Genomic DNA, 21,681 nt, shown 5'->3' with positions numbered 1-21,681 from the left:
CGCACCAGAATCTGACCATGGCAGCCAATAGAGTAAAACGCTATCTATAGAGTAAATTATCATCAATATAGTAAATGGTTTGCTTTATAAACACCTTGCCTCATAATAGTAAGGTTCATTAGGTAGGGATAGTATGAAAACAAGCGACAGAATCTTACAGACCATTAAGCGTCAAGGCGCGGTAACCGCGAAACAACTGTCAGAAGAATTTGGCATGACGACAATGGGGGCAAGGCAACATCTGCAAAGCCTGGAAGATGACGGTATTCTTGCGTTTCATGATGTGAAAGTGAAAGTGGGTCGCCCGACTCGCCACTGGTCTCTGACTCAACAAGGTCATAACCAATTTTCAGACCGACATGGTGAACTCACCATTCAAGTGATTGATGCTGTCGAGAATCTATTTGGTAAAGAAGGGCTGGCTAAGGTTGCTGCCGAGCGTGAACAACACACTCTTAAGCAGTATCAAACTGCGCTGTCTGGCTGTGATTCACTCATCAGCAAGCTTAAAAAACTCACCCAGCTTCGTGAAGACGAAGGCTACATGGCTGAGCTTCAAGAGCATGATGATCACTACATCTTGATTGAGAACCACTGCCCTATCTGTAAGGCTGCAACTCGCTGCCCTAGCCTGTGCCAATCTGAGCTCAACGTGTTTACTGAGTTACTAAAAGATGAGTGTCACGTGAGCCGTACAGAGCACATCATTGCTGGCGAACGACGCTGCACTTACACCTTAACACCCGCCCTTTGATTGCAAAGGTAATCGGCTAATACCGTCTCAATATTGAGAAAATACAAATAGATTAAAATTTGTACAGATTTCTTTCTTAAGCTTAGAGCATATGAAACACGCTTAATGCTAAGGAAGGAATGATGGCGCATCCACAACCCGCTCAAAAACTGCCACCCTTTGATGAACTTGTCCAACTCGCGAAAAGCGACCCGAAAGCATTCAATCAATTCAAACACGAGATGTGCGAACAGATGATTTGTTCGGCTTCAGACGTGATGCAAGACCGACTTCGTGCGCAGCAAAGTCACATCGACTTAGTGGTTAGCCGTTGTAAAAACCCACACCACGCCAATGTCGTACTCATGCAAGAGCTGCGCTGTCAGGTCTGTAAGTTCCAAGATGCACTCGAAGGGCGCTGCGGCTTTGAAGAATCTCTGCCTGAAAATGTCGTGCCTTTTAAGCCGAATACCGAACCTAAAATGTACTGAAATTAGCAAAGCACTAAAAAGAAAAAGGGAGCGTAATGCCCCCTTCTTATTGGTTCGCTGTTCAATATTCACATGGGTCTTCGCCGTAATCATTACGGCCTTCTGTACCTTTCAACAAACCACACTCAATCAGAATCCAGAAACCACACACTAATGCCGCGACGGTTGCCGCCATATGAATTGGCGATACCGGCTCTGTCGTCGTTGCAACCATTGGCGAAGCTAAACGACCCAATACTAATGGCACATTCAATAGTAGCCAGTAATTAGACTTATTGCGGTCGTGCCAGCGCTTAGCGGTTACCGCAAGGTCTGGGATCACAAGCATCAATAGGATGATTGGTAGCAGGATATAAGAGTAAGCAGGGAACAACACAGAGATACCTGAAGCAAAACCGGTAATCGCTATGTAGTAGAAAACATTCCAAATCCAGTAAGTCTTACGACCAATTCTCCCCTTGAAAGAGAGCAGTAATTCTTTCATCGACATCTTAAATACTCAAATTTATACGCCGCTAAAAGTCAGCAGCAATGGTTAGTTTATTACTTTTTGAAAGCAACTTTTATCCATATCACGAATATTCACCGTTAAGCTTCTTACATGACTCGCTTGTTCTTGCAGGATCTGCATTAACGATCGTGACAATTCTCGCTTTTGCTCTTCCGTTCGTCCCGAAAGTAACTCAAAGCTGATATGAATAAAGTCTACACTATCTTCCTCATCACCGACCAACCAATTATGGCAACGCAGTGAACGAGATTTCACTGATGGCACATCAAACAAGCCACATGTGAGAGCGACTTGGTGGAGATCTTCCAGTAAGCCTTGGATATTTACTCGCTCATCCACTGAATTGGAGTACTCTAGAACTAGATTCGGCATTGTTACTTCCTGTTGTTAACGCAATCGTTTGTCCCTTAATAACAACTAACGATGAAAAATCCGAGAAGTTAGCTATTATTCTGTCTGCCGGATCACTGATATATACTCAAAATCTACTCTGACCATTGAGTAAGATCCAAGAAAGTCATGACCACAGTCATGATCTGTTGATATTAATCTGTTATATTATTTCGTAATAAAGTTTACTTTTTTACATTCGATTTATTTAAATACTTTGGAGATATTCCTATGCGTCATCCTGTAGTTATGGGTAACTGGAAACTAAACGGCAGCAAAGAAATGGTTGTTGATCTACTAAACGGTCTTAACGCTGAACTTGAAGGCGTAACAGGCGTAGACGTAGCAGTTGCTCCACCAGCACTTTTCGTTGATCTAGCAGAGCGTACGCTTACTGAAGCGGGCAGCGCGATCATCCTAGGTGCTCAAAACTCTGACCTAAACAACAGCGGTGCATTCACTGGCGACATGTCTCCAGCAATGCTTAAAGAGTTCGGCGCATCTCACATCATCATCGGTCACTCTGAGCGTCGTGAATACCACAACGAATCAGATGAGTTCGTAGCTAAGAAATTCGCATTCCTAAAAGAGAACGGCCTAACTCCAGTTCTTTGTATCGGTGAATCTGAAGCACAAAACGAAGCAGGCGAAACTGTTGCAGTATGTGCTCGTCAACTTGACGCTGTTATCAACACTCAAGGTGTTGAAGCTCTTGAAGGCGCTATCATCGCTTACGAACCAATCTGGGCTATCGGTACTGGTAAAGCAGCTACAGCTGAAGATGCACAACGCATCCACGCTCAAATCCGTGCACACATCGCAGAGAAATCTGAAGAAGTTGCTAAGAAAGTTGTTATCCAATACGGCGGTTCTGTTAAGCCAGAAAACGCAGCAGCTTACTTCGCACAACCAGACATCGACGGTGCTCTAGTTGGCGGCGCAGCTCTAGACGCGAAAAGCTTCGCAGCTATCGCTAAAGCAGCAGCTGAAGCAAAAGCTTAATTTAAACCTCACCGTTTAGATTAGATGAAAGGTCAACTTAGGTTGGCCTTTTTTATTACCTGTCGTTTCTGAAACCCAAACGGCAGGCACAAAAAAACCGCTGAATAATCAGCGGTTTTTAAATTCTTTAAGAGAACGCTAAGCGTGGCTTAGAACAACTCTTCTGCAACGCGGAACAGCTCAGAACGGTCTGGATTCTGCATGTTCTCGATACAATCGATGATGTCGTGGTGAACAAGTTCTTCTTTCTCGATACCCACACAACGACCACCGTGACCTTCTTGAAGAAGGTGAACAGCGTAGTTACCCATGCGAGAAGCCAATACACGGTCAAATGCAGTAGGACGACCACCACGTTGGATGTGACCAAGAACCGTTGCACGAGTTTCACGACCTGTTGAAGATTCGATCTCTTTAGCCAGTTCGTTAGCATCCATCATTAGCTCAGTTAGAGCGATGATTGCGTGCTTCTTACCTTTCGCAATGCCATCTTGGATGTTGCTGATAAGCTGTTCTTTATCTAGGCCAGTCTCTGGAGTAATGATGTACTCACAACCACCCGCGATTGCTGACATAAGCGTAAGATCACCACAGTGACGGCCCATGATTTCAACAATAGAAATACGTTGGTGAGAAGAAGACGTGTCACGTAGACGGTCAATTGAATCAATAACAGTGTTAAGCGCTGTTAGGTAACCGATTGTGTAGTCAGTACCCGCGATATCGTTATCGATTGTGCCTGGAAGACCGATACATGGGTAACCCATTTCAGTCAGCTTCTTAGCCCCCATGTAAGAACCATCACCACCGATAACAACAAGTGCTTCGATACCGTGCTTCTTAAGGTTCTCAATGCCTTTCTCACGAACAGCAACGTCTTTAAATTCAGGGAAACGTGCAGAACCTAAGAAAGTACCACCACGGTTGATCACGTCAGATACGCTTGAACGGTCAAGCTTTTCGATACGGTCTTCAACAAGGCCTTGGTAGCCATCGTAAATACCGTAAACTTCAATGCCAACTGATAACGCAGTACGAACAACGCCGCGAACTGCTGCGTTCATACCTGGAGCGTCACCACCACTGGTCAAAACACCGATCTTCTTAATCATGCTCACCCTCGATTTTTGGGAATCTATTATTCAATTCTTGTTCTTGCTGATTGTATATCAACAAGATTTTAAATCTATATTTGTGCGTTATGTTACATTTCCTCAACAGGAATAGCACTCAAATCGCGTAAAATTATGTAACATTTCTACTTCTGTAAGAGTATTACAGTTTTACTCAATAACTTTGTTGATTCACATCAGAATCAACATTAATTGTTACTAAGGTGGTTTTTGAATCACCTAACAGTTAATAATTTTTACTCACTTTAGTTCAAAAGCCACTCACTTACCATTTGCCCGCTGATTTTTAGCACGCATTACCACGAGTGGAATTTCTGCTGCTTCTCTGGTCCAAATACGACCGAATACGGGTCTTGGTGAATTAATACATCAGCATCAGGGAACACGGAGATAAGCTTAGCCTCTACTTCGTCAGAAATGCGATGCGCTTCAATAAGTGGGATATTATCTTCCAATTCTAGATGCAGTTGGATGAAGCGTATTGGCCCCGAGCGACGCGTTCGTAATTGATGCACACCCAACACGCCTTCCACGCTCAATGATGTCTCTTTAATCTGTTTCAGCTCATCATCTGGCAGCTTATGATCAAGCAGAGACTGAACCGCTTCCATCGCCATTTGATAAGCGCTGTACAGAATGTAGATACCTATACCCACCGCAAATACAGAGTCCGCTTGGCCAAGCCCAAACCAACTCAATGCCAGTGCCAGCATAATCGCGGCGTTCATATAAAGGTCTGATTGATAGTGCAATGAATCGGCTGCAATAGCTTGGCTACCCGTTTTGTTGACCACATGTTTTTGGAAGCGAACCAGACCAAAGGTCATCACTATCGCGAACAGGCTGACGTAGATACCAATTTCTGGAGAGTTCAGTTCATGAGGTCGGAAGAAGCGCTCAATACCATTGAGAATAAGGAAACATGCAGAGCCTGAAATAAACATTGCCTGCGCTAATGCAGCGAGAGATTCAGCCTTACCATGACCAAAGGTGTGCTCTTTGTCGGCAGGCTGCAGAGAGTAACGAACCACGATAAGGTTAACGACAGAGGCCGCGATATCCAGCATTGAATCCACGACGGAAGCCAACAGACTCACGGAACCTGTCACCCACCAAGCTGCGACTTTCACTATCAATAAAATAGTGGCGATGGTGGTGGCTGCCCAAGCGGCGAGCGTAACTAAACGTGCGTATTCTTGTTTCATAACTTGGCTATAAAGTGACTGATAGCACAAAGTATAACCTGCAAACCACCAATTGAATATGACAGCCATGATGTAAAACATTCATTTTTAAGGATCAAAAAAAGCGACACTCGGCCGCTTCTTTCTAAACACTTTCATTCAACGCTGATTTTTCAAGCAATGAATTACTTGTCTTGGTTCATGCGTTTTCCCATTTTGTCAGCACACTTAGTCATGCGCTCTTGTTGGATTTCTTTCAGTTGAGTCTTTTGCTCAGCCGTTAGTACGCTCATCATTTGGTGTTGCTTCTTAAGCATTGCTACGCGACGCTCAGTTTGCTTCTCAACCATTTGGCTTGCTAGGTCGTTTGCTGCTGCTTCGTCAAAGTTGTCAGCAAGTACCAATGCTTGAACCTTTTCGTGATGCGCTTTCATTTGCGCCATTTTTGCCGTTTTGTTTGCACCGCGCTTTGCTTTCATCTCAGCACGGTCTGCTTCACGCATCTCTTTTAACTGTTCTTTTTGAGCGTCGGTTAGGTCTAGTTGGCGCATTACTTTTTTATCGAAACCGCCACACTTGTCGTGCATACCTTTGTGGTCACCTTTATCACCACCACCGTAAGCATACGCGCTTGCTGTACCAAAAATAAGTGGAAGTGCCGCAGCTGCTAGTACAAGTTTCTTAGTCATTTTCATAATTGTTGCCTCAATTCGGTATAATAAGTCATGTGTTGCGTCTGTTTCTCAGCGCTTAGATATAGATTAGTCTTTCCCTCGTAAAGTGACGTTTAGAAAGCGTAAAGAATCGTAAAGAGTGAAAGTTGACGAATAATTAGCAGTATTATTAACCTGTAAATAGTAGATAACCGATTAAGGCTTCCCAATGGCGAACATTCTTCTTATTGATGACGACACCGAGTTAACCAGCTTACTCAAAGACATTCTGAGCTTTGAGGGCTTCACTGTTTCCGAAGCCAATGATGGCTATGCAGGGCTGGAAGCTATCAATGATGAGATTGACCTGATTCTTTTGGATGTGATGATGCCGCGTCTTAATGGCATGGAAACACTAAAGAAACTGAGAGAAAATTGGGAAACACCAGTGCTGATGCTGACCGCAAAAGGCGAAGAGATCGACCGTGTGATTGGTCTTGAACTTGGCGCGGATGATTACCTGCCTAAACCTTTCAGTGACCGAGAGTTGTTAGCTCGTATTCGAGCTATCTTGCGTCGTACTCAAACCAACACCGCACCTAAGGCGGCCAGTGATAGAGTTCAATATCAAGACATCGAAGTCTTCCCGGGCAAACAAGAAGCCTACTGCAATGGGGAGCTCATCGACCTCACCACAACCGAGTTCGCCCTACTGAGTCACCTTATCCAAAACCCAGGGCAAGTGATCACCAAAGAAGCATTGAGTTTGGATGTGCTGGGTAAAAGGCTCGCAGCGTTTGACCGCGCGATAGACATGCACATCTCTAATCTACGTAAGAAGATTCCTGAGCGCACTGACGGCAAATCACGCATCAAAACCTTACGAGGCCGTGGCTACTTATTGGTAGAGGAAGATTAATGCGTATACCTAAAATCACCAGCTTATATGGACGTATCTTTGCTATCTTTTGGTTCACCATGTTACTGGTGCTTTTGTCGGTGCTGTCACTTCCCCATTTAGACCCTCGAGTCGCGCGAGATGTGCCCGCAGATCACCTCGATAAACTCGAGCGTATCGCTAAAATCACAGAGAAACGCTACGCCAAAGAACCTAATCTGGGCAAGATTGTCTTCCAACTGGAGGCACCACGCAGCCGCAAGGATTCTAGAGCTCGCATCTACCTGACCGATCTTGAGGGCGCAGTCCTTACCTCGAAAAGGCATTCAGACTATAAGCTAAAGGCGATTCGTAACTTTGTTACCTCGATTGATAACCCTGAGATACCGAAGCAAAAACTCTACGGACACTACATGGTCGCAGGGCCAGTGCCAATTACTCTCGCTGGTGAAGAGTTGCTGATGTATGCCGGAGTGAAGTGGAACCAACCACCGCCATTCTTACTGCGCCTGTTTGATAGACCTCTGCAGCTATTGCTTGCCGTGATGTTGGCGAGTACCCCGCTATTACTTTGGTTAGCTTGGGCACTGAGTCAACCCGCTCGCAGGCTAGAACGCGCGGCACAACGCGTGGCGAAAGGTCAATTCGAGGTCGATCCAACACTCGAAAAAGGTACTTCAGAGTTCAGACAAGCTGGTGAAAGCTTTAACCAGATGGTAGAAGCGGTAAACCAGATGATTTCGGGGCAACAACGCCTGCTCTCTGATATCTCACACGAGCTCCGCTCGCCACTGACACGTCTTCGCATGGCCAATGCACTGGCGATTCGTAAACAAGGCGAGAGCCAAGAGTTAGAACGCATTGATACCGAAGCACAGCGTTTGGAACAGATGATCAGTGAGCTGCTAACGCTATCTCGTATGCAGGTCGACAGCCATATTACTCGTGAGGTTCAGCCTATCTCGAGCCTATGGGAAGAGATCTTAAAAGACGCAGAGTTTGAAGCCGAACAGATGGGCAAACAACTGACGTTCTCGGAGATCCCAGAACGCTCTATTTCGGGGAACCCTAAACTGCTGATGAGTGCGCTAGACAACATTACACGCAATGCCATCTACTACGGTAAAGACCAAGTGGATGTACAGTTCCATGTGGTTCAAGATCAGCTAACAATTTGCGTCAATGATAATGGTGATGGTGTTCCAGAGGATGAACTCGATTCTATCTTCAGACCTTTCTACCGTGTCTCAACAGCGCGTGACAGAAACTCTGGCGGCACAGGGCTTGGATTAACCATTACTGAAAGTGCGATTCGCCAACACAGCGGAACCATCACCGCAACCCGCAGCCAGCTCGGTGGATTACAACTCGAAATCACGCTGCCTATCTTACCGGTGTAATACCCCCACAAAGATCACAGTTGATAATGATTGTTATTATCATTATGGTGAATCCTCTAATTAAGGAGGATTTACCATGTCGCACACTTTCCCTGCTTTACCCTACGCTTACGATGCCCTAGAGCCTTACATTGACGCTAAGACAATGGAAGTGCATTACAGCAAGCACCATAGAACCTACTACGATAAGTTTGTTGCGGCAGTGTCTGGCAGCGAGCTAGAACAGCAATCTCTGACCGAGATCTTTGCCAACATATCTCAGCACAGCCCTGCCGTGCGTAACAATGGCGGCGGCTACTACAATCACATCTTGTATTGGAATTGCATGTCGCAAGACGGTGGTGGTGAACCTACGGGCGAGCTTGGTGAGGCTATCAAGAGTACCTTCGGTGATTTCGAGACATTCCAAGATCAGTTCGCCCAAGCGGCGATCAATACCTTTGGCTCCGGCTTTGCTTGGCTAGTGGTAGAGCAAGGGCAACTGAAGATCATCTCAACCTCGAACCAAGATAATCCGTGGATGGATACCGTGGCGAGTGATGGCGAACCGATTCTCGCGCTCGATGTTTGGGAACACGCCTACTACATCAGCTACCAAAACCGTCGTCCTGATTACATCAACGCATGGTGGAATGTGGTGAATTGGAAGGCGGTTGCTGAAAACTACGCACAAGCACTCGCGAATAAAGCGTAAGCGAATGGTGGTGAACTGTACTCACTCAGCTTGCCACCGTATACTCGGGCTATCTTTGATTACTCTTGTGAACCAACATGTTTGATATCGCTCTATACGAACCAGAAATTGCACCCAATACGGGTAACATCATCCGCCTATGTGCTAACTGCGGCGCAAACCTGCACCTGATTGAACCGCTTGGCTTTGATTTTGAAGAGAAGAAGGTTCGTCGTGCTGGCTTGGATTACCACGACCTTGCGCGAGTTAAGCGTCACAAGAACCTAGAAGCTTTCCTTGAGTATCTTGAGAATGAACGCGAGGGTGACTTCCGCATCTTTGCCTGCACCACTAAAACGACAGGTCACCACGTTGATGCAAAATTCCAACAAGGTGATGTGTTGATGTTTGGCCCAGAGACTCGCGGGCTGCCTGCTGAATTCATCGAAAGTATGCCAATGGAACAACGCATTCGTATTCCAATGATGCCAGACGCGCGCAGCCTGAACCTGTCTAACGCAGTGGCAATCATTGCTTTTGAAGCATGGCGACAAATGGGTTTTGAAGGCGCGGTATAACCGAACACTCAAGCTTATCTTTTATCTGTTATCTGTTATCTGTTATCTGTTATCGATAGTAAACAGTAAGTAACAGCTAGCGACAGACAATAAAAAAGGCTCTTACCATTATCACTTTCTTGCGAAGGATAAAGGTAAGAGCCTTTTCTGTTTTCCCTCTATATAAAGAGAGAAAAAATTAATTAGTTTAAGCGGTTACGATCGTTGTCGTCGTCTTTCTTCTCAAACTCACCTTCAAAGGTGTTGCCGTCTTTTGATTGGTCAGATGGATCGCGATTGAATGGGTCTTGTCCAAATGGGCTCTGGCCAAAATCAGCTTGTCCACCGGCATGGAAACCACCAGACATGTTGGTCACCACCATTTTTTCCATCATTTTCTTGGCAATCATCGCTCTTGGTGCTGGCAATAATACCAACATACCGAGTGCGTCCGTCATAAAACCCGGAGTCAGCAGCAATACACCGGCAACTGCAAGCATCACGCCTTCAAGAATCTGTTGTGCTGGCATTTCGCCTTGTTGCAAGCGACCTTGCACAGACATAAGTGTCTGAATGCCTTGGCTACGAACCAGCGATGCACCCACAAATGCAGTGATCAAAACCAACGCAATAGTTGGCCACAATCCTAAGAAGCCACCAACTTGAATAAATAGCCCAATCTCAATGATGGGTACGAAGATAAATAGTAATAATAAGATAGGAAACACACGCCCTCCTTTGTTACTTGCAGTTTACGCTGAAAGCCCTAACAATCTCAAATTTATCCTGTAAATAAGCGTGTTTATTGACCAAGAATAACTTTGCAAAATATTGACGAAACAAAACCGAAAAAGGTGATCCACTTAATATTTTTATGCGCTAAGTACAGTATCATGTGCCACATAAGTCAGGACGGATTTATCAGCCCAATATTCTAGCGAACGGAGTATTTGCACACAGAATAGGCTAATAACTAACTATATAATCAGAATAATTCTCTAAGGATCCTGTTATGGCTACTCAATCAGAAGCTCAAGTTGAAGCTCCTCAAGCTACTCGTCTCGAAGAAGATCTATTAGGTCAACGTCATGTTCCGGCTGATGCTTACTACGGCATCCACACTCTACGCGCAGTTGAAAACTTCAACATCTCAAATGTAACGATCTCAGATGTACCTGAATTCGTTCGCGGTATGGTGATGACTAAGAAAGCAGCGGCTTTAGCAAACAAAGAGTTAGGTGTAATTCCAAGCGAAGTGGCTAAATACATCATCCAAGCTTGTGACCTAATTCTAGACACGGGTAAGTGCATGGATCAGTTCCCATCGGACGTTTTCCAAGGTGGTGCTGGTACTTCTGTAAACATGAACGCAAACGAAGTTGTTGCGAACGTGGCTCTTGAACTTATGGGCAAAGAAAAAGGCCAATACGAGTTCATCAACCCGAACGACCATGTAAACCGCAGCCAATCTACAAACTGTGCTTACCCAACTGGCTTCCGTATCTCTGTTTACAACAGCGTTCGTAAACTGATTGATGCGATCGAATACCTAAAAGGTGCATTCGAGCTTAAGAGCCAAGAATTCAACACGATTTTGAAGATGGGTCGCACTCAGCTTCAAGACGCAGTTCCAATGACGGTTGGCCAAGAGTTCCACGCTTGGGCTGTAACCATCAATGAAGAAATCAAAAACCTAGAATACACTTCAAAACTACTGCTTGAAGTAAACCTAGGCGCAACGGCTATCGGTACAGGTCTGAACGCAGCACCGGGTTACCAAGGCCTAGCAGTGAAACACCTAGCAGAAGTAACAGGCCTAGAGTGTGTAGCGGCTGAAGATTTAATCGAAGCAACGTCTGACTGTGGCGCATACGTAATGACGCACGGCGCACTTAAGCGTCTAGCAGTTAAGCTATCTAAGATCTGTAACGACTTGCGTCTACTTTCTTCAGGTCCACGTACTGGTTTGAACGAGCTAAACCTACCTGAACTGCAAGCAGGTTCTTCAATCATGCCTGCTAAAGTAAACCCAGTTGTACCTGAAGTAGTAAACCAAGTTTGCTTCAAAGTTCTAGGTAACGACAACACGGTTTCTTTCGCTGCGGAAGGTGGTCAACTTCAACTGAACGTAATGGAACCTGTTATTGCACAAAGCATGTTTGAGTCTCTAGACATTCTGACAAACGCTTGTGTGAACCTGCGCGACAAGTGTGTAGACGGCATTACGGTAAACAAAGAAGTATGTGAAGCGCACGTATTTAACTCTATCGGTATCGTCACTTACCTAAACCCATACATTGGCCACCACGAAGGTGACATTGTTGGTAAGATCTGTGCAGAAACAGGTAAGAGTGTTCGTGATGTAGTTCTAGAACGCGGTTTATTGACCGAAGAAGAACTTGATGACATTTTCTCTGTTGAAAATTTGATGCATCCTCAGTATAAAGCGAAGCGCTACGAATAAAGTTAGCGAGAAAGGGTTCCAAACGGAGCCCTTTTTTAGGCTCCAATACGGTTAACCATGATTATTTTGTGGATTTCCGTTGGTTGCGCTTTTGCCAAATTGAATCTAAACCATAGAACTATTATGTGAACATTCCAGCGGCGAATGTTCACATAATAAAATCTAAATGAGGTGTTACTTATGATTGCAGTAGAACTGTTTGTCGTCCTGCTCTTTATCTTTTTGGGGGCCAGAATTGGCGGTATCGGTATTGGTTTTGCCGGTGGTGCTGGTGTTATTGCCCTTTCACTTATTCTTGGCGTTCCAACAAGCCAATCTTTCATCCCGATCGACGTAATCTTGATCATCATGTCAGTTATCACCGCAATTGCTGCAATGCAAGTTGCTGGCGGTATGGACTGGTTGGTACAAATTGCCGAAAACTTTTTGCGTAAACACCCTGAACGCATCACCTTTTACGCGCCGATTGTGACCTTTGTAATGACATTAATGGCGGGTACTGGTCATACAGCATTCTCTACGCTTCCTGTTATTGCAGAAGTAGCGAAAGGCCAAGGTGTTCGTCCTTCTCGTCCACTGTCTATCGCAGTTGTCGCTTCTCAAATTGCTATCACAGCTTCGCCAATCTCGGCTGCAGTTGTGGCTTTCGCAGCAATGTTGGCACCATTTGGTGTTGATTACCTAACGCTATTGATGGTTTGTATCCCAACAACCTTCATCGCTTGTATGGTTGGTGCGGTTGTTGCTAACTACATGGGTAGCGAATTGAAAGACGATCCTGTTTATCAAGAACGTCTAGAGAAAGGTCTAATCAAGCTAGCAACAGAAGAGAAACGCGAAATTCTACCTACAGCGAAGAAAGCAACGTACATCTTCCTAGCTGCAATTGGTTTCGTGGTTTGTTACGCAGCGGCTATCTCTAGCTCTGTTGGCCTAATTGAAAACCCGGCGCTAGGTCGTAACGAAGCGATCATGTCTGTAATGCTGGCAGCAGCAGCGGCTATCGTGATGTTCACTAAGATTGATGCAGCGAAGATTTCTTCAGCACCAACGTTCCGTTCTGGTATGACGGCATGTGTATGTGTACTTGGTGTGGCTTGGTTAGGTTCAACGTTTGTAAACGCACACGTTGCTGAAATCAAAGACGTAGCAGGCGCTCTACTGGCTGACTACCCATGGATGCTGGCTCTTGTTCTGTTCTTCGCTTCTATGCTGCTTTACTCTCAAGGCGCAACAACAGTTGCACTGATGCCTGCAGCACTAGCGATTGGCGTAGCACCACTAACAGCCGTTGCTTCTTTTGCTGCGGTAAGTGCGCTGTTCGTACTTCCAACTTACCCTACGCTACTAGCAGCGGTTGAGATGGATGACACAGGCTCAACGCGTATCGGTAACTACGTATTCAACCACCCATTCTTCATTCCAGGTGTGGTAACAATCAGTACTGCGGTAGCACTCGGCTTCGCATTCGGCGGTCTGTTTATCTAACATTCGCTGGTGATTGAACATTTAAAAGGAAGCTTCGGCTTCCTTTTTTGTTTTCTGCTCAATGTGTTATTTGATACGCATCAAATAACCATTATAAACTTTAAAAACCGCCTAAAAATAAAGTTTGAATAAAATTCCAAGATTATTCTGCCTAATCATAAACAACACCTACCAAATCAATCTCCTTCCACTTCCAGTTAATCCACAACGAATATTAATCCAAGCTAACTAACCAAAAAACCTTGACGATTTTCTGCCATTTTTTAGCCCTTTTATTAGCCATTATTTTTGTGAACAGCACCAAACTTAAATACCGGAGTAAGGAATAAAATAACCGCATCTAAATTAAATCTAACTTCATTTGGATTAGTAAATATAAAAACAACCTTAATTTAAAGTCAGCAACTTTATATCGTTGAGTGCTTTATAAGTGTCCGTGTATTTACAATCTATAAATCATTAGTCGCTAATTCACATCACTTCTATTTAAGATGATGTAAGGAGATAGCCATGACAACTCAAACGATACCAAGCGAGAAAAAAAAGGGCGGCTTCTTTGCCAACTTTAAATTCCCTTCTGCCTACACCATTCTATTTATTCTGATTGCGTTCGTCGCACTGCTTACCTGGATTGTTCCAGCAGGCCAATACGACCGTGCAATGAATGAAGAGCTAGGCCGAGAAGTACCCGTAACCGGAACCTATCAAGCGGTAGAAGGTAACCCTCAAGGCGTGATTGATGTACTGCTCGCGCCTATTGACGGCTTCTATGACCACAATAGCTATGAAGCGGCGGCTATCGACGTTTCGCTGTTCATCTTAATCATTGGTGGCTTCTTAGGGCTAGTAACCAAAACGGGTGCCATTGATGCCGGTATCGAGCGCGTCACCGCCCGCTTAGAAGGGCGAGAAGAGTTGATGATACCAATACTGATGGCGCTATTTGCCGCAGGTGGTACCGTCTACGGCATGGCGGAAGAATCACTGCCCTTCTATACATTGCTAGTGCCGGTAATGATGGCAGCTCGCTTTGACCCTCTTGTTGCCGCTGCGACCGTACTGCTTGGTGCAGGTATTGGGGTGCTGGGTTCAACGATTAACCCATTCGCAACCGTGATCGCTGCCAACGCCTCTGGTATTCCATTTACAGACGGTATCGTGTTGCGCATTGCGATGTTGATTATTGGTTGGGGTATTTGTGTTGTCTACGTAATGCGTTACGCAAGAATGGTTCAAGCCGATCCAACAACATCAATTGTCTACGACAAATACGAAGAGAACAAAGCGCACTTCTTAGGTAATGCGAGCGGCGAAAAACTTGAATTCACCGCGACTCGCAAACTGATTCTGACCATTTTTGGTGGCTCGTTCGCTGTAATGATTTATGGTGTATCCGTTGCTGGATGGTGGATGGCTGAGATCTCAGCGATGTTCTTAGCAGCAACCATCATCGTTGGTATTGTGGCTCGCATGAGCGAAGAAGAGTTTACCACCAGCTTCATTGATGGTGCCCGCGACCTACTTGGCGTTGCGCTCATCATAGGTATTGCACGTGGTATCGTAGTGGTGATGGACCGCGGTATGATCACCGATACCATTCTCTTCTCAGCAGAACAGATGGTAACGGGGCTTTCTTCGGTTATCTTCATTAACGTGATGTTCTTCTTAGAGATTCTACTGTCGTTCTTAGTGCCATCGACCTCTGGCTTAGCGGTACTGACCATGCCAATCATGGCACCACTGGCCGACTTTGCTGGCGTAGGTCGTGACTTGGTTATCACTGCGTACCAATCTGCATCTGGCTTGGTGAACCTAATCACCCCAACCTCCGCGGTGGTGATGGGTGGTTTGGCGATTGCTCGTGTCCCTTACGTGCGCTGGGTTAAATGGGTGATGCCACTAGTCGGTATATTGATGGTGTTCTGCATTGTTGTACTGAGTATTGGTGCGCTGATCTAACTAACAGCACTTCACTCCTTTCTCATCCAAAGCCGCTTCTCACAGCGGCTTTTTTATTGTTCCCTCTCAATGTAACCCTCTGCCACTGAAACAGCTCCTCAAAGCCATACACGCGATATTCAAGGTTCTTCTGTTCGTAGCCAAGCTCAACTAAACTCAAAGCACTCGCAATAGAAGAATCAATCCTACTTTTAAACATCTAATTTTATTGATGAAATAACACTCTATTTTCAACCATGATGTTTAAACAAATAGTTAGTCACTTATTAGCGTTAATTATATTTAAAGTAATTAATAGCCTAATAAACAGACGAGGATTAATGCCCTTTTCTATCAAAAAACACACTTAAGCAGCCGATTTTAAAATGTGTTCGCAACAGCTTTATTCGCATTTACTTTGTTAATAAACAATTAATTCCACATCCAAAATTAAATATCTAAATAAAAACACTGCATACTTCCAAGCTAAGTACACTCTTATCAATAAAACTATTCTGCATATAATCCCTCGTAAATTAGATTCTAGTAAGTTTCGTCAAAAAAGCGTGCATAAAGTTCCCTAACTGCTAACTATTTAGAATGTATTATTCATAACTGAAAGTGCATAAAGTTTGTTAAAACCCTTAATTTTAAAGGGCTGCGGGATAAAAAACGATTTGTGATAGATCTCTAAGAATACCTGACTAGCAGGCGTAATATTAATTCCAGACAAGAGATATGAATAAATAATTCATTCTTCTCAACTGAAAATAAATAATTACTCTTAGCGATAAAAGTAATTCAAATATATAAGAGAGAGACGATCATGAGTAAGTTCTATGTAGGTTCTGAAATAGGTCAATTACGTCGCGTTCTAGTTCACCGTCCAAGACGCGCACTGACTCACCTAACACCCTCTAACTGTCACGATTTACTATTTGATGACGTACTGGCTGTTGAACGTGCTGGTAAAGAGCATGACGCATTTACTCAAACGCTGCGTGATCAAGGTGTTGAAGTTCTTCTTCTTACTGACCTACTAGCAGACACGCTAGCAGTGCCAGAAGCGAAAGATTGGCTTTTGAATCATCAAGTTTCTGATTACCGCTTAGGCAAAACCTTTGCTAACGATGTGCGCTGCTACTTGGGCGACTTACCAAACCTAGAACTAGCAAAAATCCTAACGGGTGGTCTGTCTTACGCTGAGATGCCAATGAAATCATCTTCAATGATGCAAGGCATGCACGCACCAACCGACTTCATTATCGAACCGCTACCAAACCACCTATTTACTCGTGACACATCTTGCTGGGTATACGGTGGCGTATCCATCAACCCGATGGCGAAACCTGCTCGTCAACGTGAAACCAACCACGTTCGCGCTATTTACCGCTGGCACCCAACATTTGCTGGCCAAGACTTCATTAAGTACTTCGGCGATGAAGAAAACATCAGCTACGACAACTCAACCATTGAAGGCGGTGACGTTCTTGTAATCGGTCGCGGTACGGTTCTTATCGGTATGTCTGAGCGTACAACAGCACAAGGTGTTGAGCACTTAGCATCTAGCCTATTCAAACACGGTCAAGCGAAACAAGTTATCGCAATGCAGCTACCAAAACACCGCTCTTGCATGCACTTAGACACCGTTATGACGCACATGAACGAAGATACGTTCTCTGTTTACCCTGAAGTGGTGAGTAAAGACGTACAGTGCTGGAACCTAACTGGTGATGAGTCTGGCGCAGTGAAAGTGAAAGAAGAAGGCTACTTCGTAACAGCTATCGAAAAAGCACTTGGCGTAGACAAGCTAAACCTAATCACGACCGGTGGTGACAACTTCCATGCAGAACGTGAGCAGTGGAACGATGCAAACAACGTTCTAACGGTTAAACCTGGCGTTGTGATTGGCTACGAAGGCAACACCTACACCAATGAAAAATACGATAAAGCAGGCATCACAGTTCTTCCTATCCCTGGAGATGAACTTGGCCGCGGTCGCGGTGGCGCACGCTGCATGAGCTGCCCAATTGAGCGTGATGGTATCTAATCACTAAGACGAAAACGGCCAAGTTGAATGATCTTAAATAATCTCAGCTTGGCCAAAATGAGAGAACACAATTATGACTAAGCAAACTGTTGTTGTTGCACTCGGCGGTAATGCCTTACTTCGTCGCGGTGAGCCGTTAGAAGCCGATGTTCAACGCCGTAATATTGAAACAGCGGTTAAAACCATCTCTGAAATCGCGAAAGTGTACAACGTGGTTCTAGTACATGGTAATGGCCCACAAGTTGGTTTACTGGCTCTGCAAGGTTTGGAATACAAAAAAGTAAACCCGTATCCGCTAGATGTATTGGGCAGTGAGACTCAAGGCATGATCGGCTACATGCTGATGCAAGAGTTCAAGAACTATCTACCTAACCGCAACATCTCGTGCATGTTGACGCAAATGACCGTTGATCCAAACGATCCTGCATTCGCCGATCCAACGAAGCCGATTGGCCCGATCTACGAAGAAGCGGAAGCGCGTGAATTGGCGGAGAAATTCCACTGGATCGTCAAACCAGACGGCCAACACTTCCGTCGCGTTGTGCCAAGCCCACGCCCTACTGGCATTGTTGAGCACGAAGCGATCACCCAACTTATCGATGCAGGCCACCTAGTGATTTGTACTGGCGGCGGTGGCATCCCAGTGAAAAAAGAGAACGGCAAATTAGTGGGTGTTGAAGCGGTTATCGACAAAGACATGTCAGCGGCTTTCTTAGCGAAACAACTGGATGCGGATGCACTGCTTATTTTGACCGACGCGGACGCTGTTTACCTTGATTGGGGCAAACCGACTCAACACGCACTGCGCAGCACCACACCAAGTGAACTGGCGAAATTCGAATTTGATGCAGGCTCTATGGGACCAAAAATTGAAGCATCGTGCGAATTCATTCAGCAAGGCGGCAAAGTCGTCGGTATTGGTGCACTCGAAGATGGTTTGCAAATCCTGCAAGGCTTGGCGGGCACCAACATCACCAAAGATTAATCTACTCGCGAGCTTTTCAAACCTTGCGAGAAAACTGAATCACCGTTTGAACTGAAATTAATACACAAAAATTGAATCGCGCTTTCTTGAATTTTCTTTCCCTGTAACAAGAAAGCGCCTAAATCTAAGAAGGAATACATCATGGCTTTTAACCTACGCAATCGTAACTTCCTAAAACTACTAGATTTCACTCCACGCGAAATTCAACACTTATTAGATCTTTCTATGGAGCTAAAAAAAGCGAAGTACAACGGTTACGAACAGCCAACACTAACTGGCAAAAACATTGCGCTTATCTTTGAGAAAACCTCAACTCGTACTCGCTGTGCATTCGAAGTAGCGGCATTCGACCAAGGCGCTCGCGTGTCTTACTTAGGCCCATCTGGCTCTCAAATTGGCCACAAAGAATCAATGAAAGATACCGCTCGCGTTCTTGGCCGTATGTACGATGGCATTGAATACCGCGGCTTCGGTCAAGAGATTGTTGAAGAGCTAGGCGCTTACGCTGGAGTTCCAGTATGGAATGGTCTGACTGACGAATTCCACCCAACACAAATCCTGGCTGACTTCCTAACCATGACGGAATACGGCAGTGGTAAACAACTGCATGAAATCAGCTTTGCTTACCTAGGTGATGCTCGCAACAACATGGGTAACTCTCTGATGGTTGGCGCAGCGAAAATGGGCATGGACATTCGCCTTGTTGCTCCAAAACAGTTCTGGCCACAAGAAGAACTATTGGCTCAGTGTCGTGAAATCGCAGAGCACACAGGTGGCAAAATTACACTGACTGAAGATGTTCAAGAAGGCGTGCAAGGTTGTGACTTCCTGTACACCGACGTTTGGGTATCTATGGGCGAAGCGAAAGAAGCATGGGCTGAGCGTATCAACCTAATGATGCCTTACCAAGTGAACATGGAAATGCTGAAAGCAACGGGTAACCCACATGTGAAATTCATGCACTGTCTGCCAGCTTTCCATGGCGAAGATACCACGGTAGGCAAACAACTTGCGGCTGAATATCCACAGCTAAAAGACGGTGTGGAAGTGACTGATGAGGTAGTTGAGTCTGAATACTCTATCGTGTTCGATGAAGCTGAAAACCGCATGCACACCATCAAAGCAGTAATGGTTGCAACACTAGGCAGTTAATTACCTAAACAGCTAAGAATCGAAACAACTAAGAAGTTAAGCACTCACTTGTTCGCGAGACATTGACAAGTTAAGTGTAATGACAGGGAAATGCGGGCGGCGAACTTGGGATTTAGCCCTTGGATAAAGCCCGCATTTTTTTTCATGTACTTGAGGGCATTATCGCCCCAAAAACCCTGAGATTTTCTGTTTCAACAAGGGCTTAAATCAAAGCAAAATGTAGAGGTTATTTCGCATAAAAATCCATTAAATGAATACTTTACAGAAAGTATTGCATGCCGTTTTTATCTGAGTATAATCCTCCGCAATTTGTCTTAAGAGAGCAAAAAATGAACTGCAATTCTGTCGCACATGATTGTCAAACTACACGCCAAAGAGTGGCGGTGGTGTCATTTTTATTTTGCTCTATTGATCGTTTCGAAGCCTCCTATTTTTAGGGGGCTTTTTTTTTGTCCGCAATTTGACTGTATGCATAGAAGGAAGACCCGTTATGGCGCATTCGTTATTTAACAAGCACATCATCTCCATACCTGAGCTCACTCGTAATGAACTGGAGCTTATCGTCGACACAGCAGCAAGACTCAAGGCCGAGCCAAACCCAGAGTTGCTGAAAAATAAAGTCGTTGCGAGCTGCTTCTTTGAGCCTTCAACTCGAACTCGCCTTTCATTTGAGACCGCCGTCCAGCGCCTTGGTGGCACGGTCATTGGCTTTGATAATGGCGGTAACACCTCACTGGCGAAGAAAGGCGAAACACTTGCCGATTCAGTGCAGGTTATTTCATCCTACGTCGATGCCTTTGTAATGCGTCACCCACAAGAAGGGGCAGCACGTTTAGCGTCTGAATTTTCTAACGGTGTGCCGGTAGTAAACGGCGGCGACGGTGCTAACCAGCACCCGACGCAAACCTTGCTGGACCTGTTCTCGATTTACGAAACACAAGGCACGCTCGATAACCTCAATGTGGCGTTCGTCGGCGACCTAAAATATGGCCGTACCGTGCACTCATTGACCCAAGCACTATCGAAATTCAATAACGTGCGTTTCTTCTTTATCGCGCCAGAAGTCTTAGAGATGCCAGATTACATCTGTGAAGAATTGGAAGAGATGGGCATCCAATACAGCACTCACAGCAGCATTGAAGAAGTCGTGCCGGAACTGGATGTTCTGTACATGACTCGCGTGCAGAAAGAGCGCTTTGATGCGTCGGAATACGCACACATGAAATCGGCTTACATCCTCACCGCCGATACATTGAAAGACGCTCGTCAAAACATGAAGGTACTTCACCCGCTGCCACGCGTCGACGAAATCACCACCGACGTTGATAAAACGCCACACGCTTACTACTTCGAACAAGCTGAAAACGGTGTATACGCTCGCGAAGCCCTATTGGCCCTAGTTCTTAACGACACTTTATAAGCAGGAGAAACAGTCATGGTTAAACAAACTCAGCTACAAGTAGAAGCGATCCGTAACGGCAGCGTGATTGACCACATCCCTGCTCACCTTGGTATCAAAATCCTTAAACTGTTTAAGCTACACAAGACAGAACAGCGCATCACTATGGGCTTAAACCTGCCATCATCGGCACTTGGCCATAAAGATCTAATCAAGATTGAGAACATCTTCCTGACCAAGGAACAAGCCAACCAATTGGCTCTTTATGCTCCGCAGGCAACGGTCAATCAGATTGAAGAGTATAAAGTGGTTAATAAGCTAACCCTTGTGCTGCCAGAGCAAATCCACAGTGTCTACTCTTGCCCGAATAGCAACTGTATTTCGCACGGTGAACCTGTCGAAAGCAGCTTTAAAGTGCAGCTAAAACAGGAAAACGTGCAGCTAAAATGTCACTACTGTGAAAAAGTATTCTCTCGCGAGATCATGAGTGAAATTCGCTAACCCTTAGCGCCATTATCACGGTCTCCAAAGCACCCTAATACCGATGGATATTTATGCCAAACTTGGAATAAATATCCAT

General features: G+C 45.1%; 21 protein-coding genes. 15 read left to right on the top strand and 6 right to left on the bottom strand.

What is annotated here, in order from left to right; translation table 11 throughout:
• The first annotated feature begins 133 nt into the window (after window positions 1-133).
• Window positions 134-754 (top strand): metalloregulator ArsR/SmtB family transcription factor, encoded by a 621-nt coding sequence (locus tag AB4138_RS03115; RefSeq protein WP_017063674.1) that lies wholly within the window; start codon window positions 134-136, stop codon window positions 752-754.
• A gap of 122 nt (window positions 755-876) precedes the next feature.
• On the top strand, window positions 877-1,224 hold the full coding sequence (locus tag AB4138_RS03110) for a DUF3135 domain-containing protein (RefSeq protein WP_017061155.1): 348 nt from the start codon (window positions 877-879) through the stop codon (window positions 1,222-1,224).
• A gap of 61 nt (window positions 1,225-1,285) precedes the next feature.
• Here the strand turns inward: AB4138_RS03110 and AB4138_RS03105 are convergent, their stop codons facing one another.
• A complete protein-coding gene (locus tag AB4138_RS03105; protein ID WP_017061156.1) occupies window positions 1,286-1,714 on the bottom strand; it encodes a DUF805 domain-containing protein in 429 nt (142 codons plus the stop codon).
• A 45-nt stretch (window positions 1,715-1,759) separates the two neighbouring features.
• On the bottom strand, window positions 1,760-2,107 hold the full coding sequence (locus AB4138_RS03100) for a 5-carboxymethyl-2-hydroxymuconate Delta-isomerase (RefSeq protein ID WP_017061157.1): 348 nt from the start codon (window positions 2,105-2,107) through the stop codon (window positions 1,760-1,762).
• 249 nt (window positions 2,108-2,356) lie between these two features.
• On the opposite strand from AB4138_RS03100, the gene tpiA reads away from it, so the two are divergent.
• Window positions 2,357-3,127, top strand: coding sequence for a triose-phosphate isomerase (gene tpiA / locus AB4138_RS03095; protein WP_017061158.1), 771 nt, complete (start codon window positions 2,357-2,359; stop codon window positions 3,125-3,127).
• A gap of 149 nt (window positions 3,128-3,276) precedes the next feature.
• On the opposite strand, the gene pfkA is transcribed toward tpiA, so the two are convergent.
• From pfkA to AB4138_RS03080, 3 genes are all read right to left on the bottom strand, one after another.
• Window positions 3,277-4,239, bottom strand: a complete 963-nt coding sequence (gene pfkA, locus AB4138_RS03090) for a 6-phosphofructokinase (protein ID WP_017061160.1) — start codon at window positions 4,237-4,239, stop codon at window positions 3,277-3,279.
• Between the two features lie 317 nt (window positions 4,240-4,556).
• The gene (gene fieF / locus AB4138_RS03085) at window positions 4,557-5,465 is read right to left on the bottom strand and encodes a CDF family cation-efflux transporter FieF (protein WP_017066567.1); all 909 of its coding nucleotides are present in this window, start codon (window positions 5,463-5,465) and stop codon (window positions 4,557-4,559) included.
• Between the two features lie 164 nt (window positions 5,466-5,629).
• A complete protein-coding gene (locus AB4138_RS03080) occupies window positions 5,630-6,139 on the bottom strand; it encodes a CpxP family protein (protein ID WP_372304959.1) in 510 nt (169 codons plus the stop codon).
• 187 nt (window positions 6,140-6,326) lie between these two features.
• Between AB4138_RS03080 and AB4138_RS03075 the strand changes: the two genes are divergently transcribed.
• The 4 genes from AB4138_RS03075 to trmL all read left to right on the top strand — a co-directional run bounded on the left by AB4138_RS03075 (window position 6,327) and on the right by trmL (window position 9,646).
• Entirely contained in the window at window positions 6,327-7,016 is a 690-nt protein-coding gene (locus AB4138_RS03075) for a response regulator (protein ID WP_017061163.1), read from the top strand.
• Entirely contained in the window at window positions 7,016-8,395 is a 1,380-nt protein-coding gene (gene cpxA / locus AB4138_RS03070; RefSeq protein WP_017068848.1) for an envelope stress sensor histidine kinase CpxA, read from the top strand. The genes AB4138_RS03075 and cpxA overlap by 1 nt, the downstream gene beginning before the upstream one ends.
• A 76-nt stretch (window positions 8,396-8,471) precedes the next feature.
• Entirely contained in the window at window positions 8,472-9,089 is a 618-nt protein-coding gene (locus AB4138_RS03065; RefSeq protein ID WP_372125067.1) for a superoxide dismutase, read from the top strand.
• Between the two features lie 77 nt (window positions 9,090-9,166).
• Window positions 9,167-9,646 (top strand): tRNA (uridine(34)/cytosine(34)/5-carboxymethylaminomethyluridine(34)-2'-O)-methyltransferase TrmL, encoded by a 480-nt coding sequence (gene trmL, locus AB4138_RS03060; RefSeq protein WP_009844716.1) that lies wholly within the window; start codon window positions 9,167-9,169, stop codon window positions 9,644-9,646.
• 182 nt (window positions 9,647-9,828) lie between these two features.
• On the opposite strand, the gene AB4138_RS03055 is transcribed toward trmL, so the two are convergent.
• A complete protein-coding gene (locus AB4138_RS03055) occupies window positions 9,829-10,353 on the bottom strand; it encodes an FxsA family protein (RefSeq protein ID WP_372304955.1) in 525 nt (174 codons plus the stop codon).
• 284 nt (window positions 10,354-10,637) lie between these two features.
• Between AB4138_RS03055 and aspA the strand changes: the two genes are divergently transcribed.
• The 8 genes from aspA (at window position 10,638) to pyrI (ending at window position 21,602) form a co-directional block, all read left to right on the top strand.
• Window positions 10,638-12,089 (top strand): aspartate ammonia-lyase, encoded by a 1,452-nt coding sequence (gene aspA, locus AB4138_RS03050; RefSeq protein ID WP_017063668.1) that lies wholly within the window; start codon window positions 10,638-10,640, stop codon window positions 12,087-12,089.
• A 180-nt stretch (window positions 12,090-12,269) separates the two neighbouring features.
• Window positions 12,270-13,577 (top strand): anaerobic C4-dicarboxylate transporter, encoded by a 1,308-nt coding sequence (locus AB4138_RS03045; RefSeq protein WP_017061168.1) that lies wholly within the window; start codon window positions 12,270-12,272, stop codon window positions 13,575-13,577.
• Between the two features lie 510 nt (window positions 13,578-14,087).
• Complete coding sequence (locus AB4138_RS03040; RefSeq protein WP_017068849.1) at window positions 14,088-15,536, top strand: YfcC family protein; 1,449 nt, start codon at window positions 14,088-14,090, stop codon at window positions 15,534-15,536.
• A gap of 805 nt (window positions 15,537-16,341) precedes the next feature.
• Window positions 16,342-17,565, top strand: coding sequence for an arginine deiminase (gene arcA / locus AB4138_RS03035; RefSeq protein WP_017062724.1), 1,224 nt, complete (start codon window positions 16,342-16,344; stop codon window positions 17,563-17,565).
• A 73-nt stretch (window positions 17,566-17,638) separates the two neighbouring features.
• Window positions 17,639-18,550: a carbamate kinase gene (arcC, locus tag AB4138_RS03030; protein WP_017062723.1), complete on the top strand. Its 912-nt coding sequence runs from the start codon at window positions 17,639-17,641 to the stop codon at window positions 18,548-18,550.
• Window positions 18,551-18,691: 141 nt separating this feature from the next.
• Entirely contained in the window at window positions 18,692-19,702 is a 1,011-nt protein-coding gene (locus tag AB4138_RS03025; RefSeq protein ID WP_372125070.1) for an ornithine carbamoyltransferase, read from the top strand.
• A 490-nt stretch (window positions 19,703-20,192) separates the two neighbouring features.
• Window positions 20,193-21,122 (top strand): aspartate carbamoyltransferase, encoded by a 930-nt coding sequence (gene pyrB / locus AB4138_RS03020; protein WP_017062721.1) that lies wholly within the window; start codon window positions 20,193-20,195, stop codon window positions 21,120-21,122.
• Between the two features lie 15 nt (window positions 21,123-21,137).
• Window positions 21,138-21,602, top strand: a complete 465-nt coding sequence (gene pyrI, locus AB4138_RS03015; protein WP_017062720.1) for an aspartate carbamoyltransferase regulatory subunit — start codon at window positions 21,138-21,140, stop codon at window positions 21,600-21,602.
• Window positions 21,603-21,681 lie beyond the last annotated feature (79 nt).

It is taken from the genome of Vibrio sp. 10N.286.52.C3, from assembly GCF_041468865.1.
Taxonomy (GTDB): domain Bacteria; phylum Pseudomonadota; class Gammaproteobacteria; order Enterobacterales; family Vibrionaceae; genus Vibrio; species Vibrio crassostreae_C.
This window is presented reverse-complemented; position numbering and strand designations above follow the sequence as displayed.

Bases quoted from the DNA above. Each gene is read 5' to 3' on its own strand.
- pfkA (WP_017061160.1), bottom strand. From the start codon at position 4,239: ATGATTAAGAAGATCGGTGTTTTGACCAGTGGTGGTGACGCTCCAGGT.
- AB4138_RS03105 (WP_017061156.1), bottom strand. From the start codon at position 1,714: ATGTCGATGAAAGAATTACTGCTCTCTTTCAAGGGGAGAATTGGTCGT.
- AB4138_RS03110 (WP_017061155.1), top strand. From the start codon at position 877: ATGGCGCATCCACAACCCGCTCAAAAACTGCCACCCTTTGATGAACTT.
- tpiA (WP_017061158.1), top strand. From the start codon at position 2,357: ATGCGTCATCCTGTAGTTATGGGTAACTGGAAACTAAACGGCAGCAAA.
- aspA (WP_017063668.1), top strand. From the start codon at position 10,638: ATGGCTACTCAATCAGAAGCTCAAGTTGAAGCTCCTCAAGCTACTCGT.
- trmL (WP_009844716.1), top strand. From the start codon at position 9,167: ATGTTTGATATCGCTCTATACGAACCAGAAATTGCACCCAATACGGGT.
- AB4138_RS03045 (WP_017061168.1), top strand. From the start codon at position 12,270: ATGATTGCAGTAGAACTGTTTGTCGTCCTGCTCTTTATCTTTTTGGGG.
- AB4138_RS03115 (WP_017063674.1), top strand. From the start codon at position 134: ATGAAAACAAGCGACAGAATCTTACAGACCATTAAGCGTCAAGGCGCG.
- pyrI (WP_017062720.1), top strand. From the start codon at position 21,138: ATGGTTAAACAAACTCAGCTACAAGTAGAAGCGATCCGTAACGGCAGC.
- AB4138_RS03040 (WP_017068849.1), top strand. From the start codon at position 14,088: ATGACAACTCAAACGATACCAAGCGAGAAAAAAAAGGGCGGCTTCTTT.
- AB4138_RS03025 (WP_372125070.1), top strand. From the start codon at position 18,692: ATGGCTTTTAACCTACGCAATCGTAACTTCCTAAAACTACTAGATTTC.
- AB4138_RS03080 (WP_372304959.1), bottom strand. From the start codon at position 6,139: ATGAAAATGACTAAGAAACTTGTACTAGCAGCTGCGGCACTTCCACTT.
- AB4138_RS03100 (WP_017061157.1), bottom strand. From the start codon at position 2,107: ATGCCGAATCTAGTTCTAGAGTACTCCAATTCAGTGGATGAGCGAGTA.
- AB4138_RS03075 (WP_017061163.1), top strand. From the start codon at position 6,327: ATGGCGAACATTCTTCTTATTGATGACGACACCGAGTTAACCAGCTTA.
- pyrB (WP_017062721.1), top strand. From the start codon at position 20,193: ATGGCGCATTCGTTATTTAACAAGCACATCATCTCCATACCTGAGCTC.
- cpxA (WP_017068848.1), top strand. From the start codon at position 7,016: ATGCGTATACCTAAAATCACCAGCTTATATGGACGTATCTTTGCTATC.
- arcC (WP_017062723.1), top strand. From the start codon at position 17,639: ATGACTAAGCAAACTGTTGTTGTTGCACTCGGCGGTAATGCCTTACTT.
- AB4138_RS03065 (WP_372125067.1), top strand. From the start codon at position 8,472: ATGTCGCACACTTTCCCTGCTTTACCCTACGCTTACGATGCCCTAGAG.
- arcA (WP_017062724.1), top strand. From the start codon at position 16,342: ATGAGTAAGTTCTATGTAGGTTCTGAAATAGGTCAATTACGTCGCGTT.
- fieF (WP_017066567.1), bottom strand. From the start codon at position 5,465: ATGAAACAAGAATACGCACGTTTAGTTACGCTCGCCGCTTGGGCAGCC.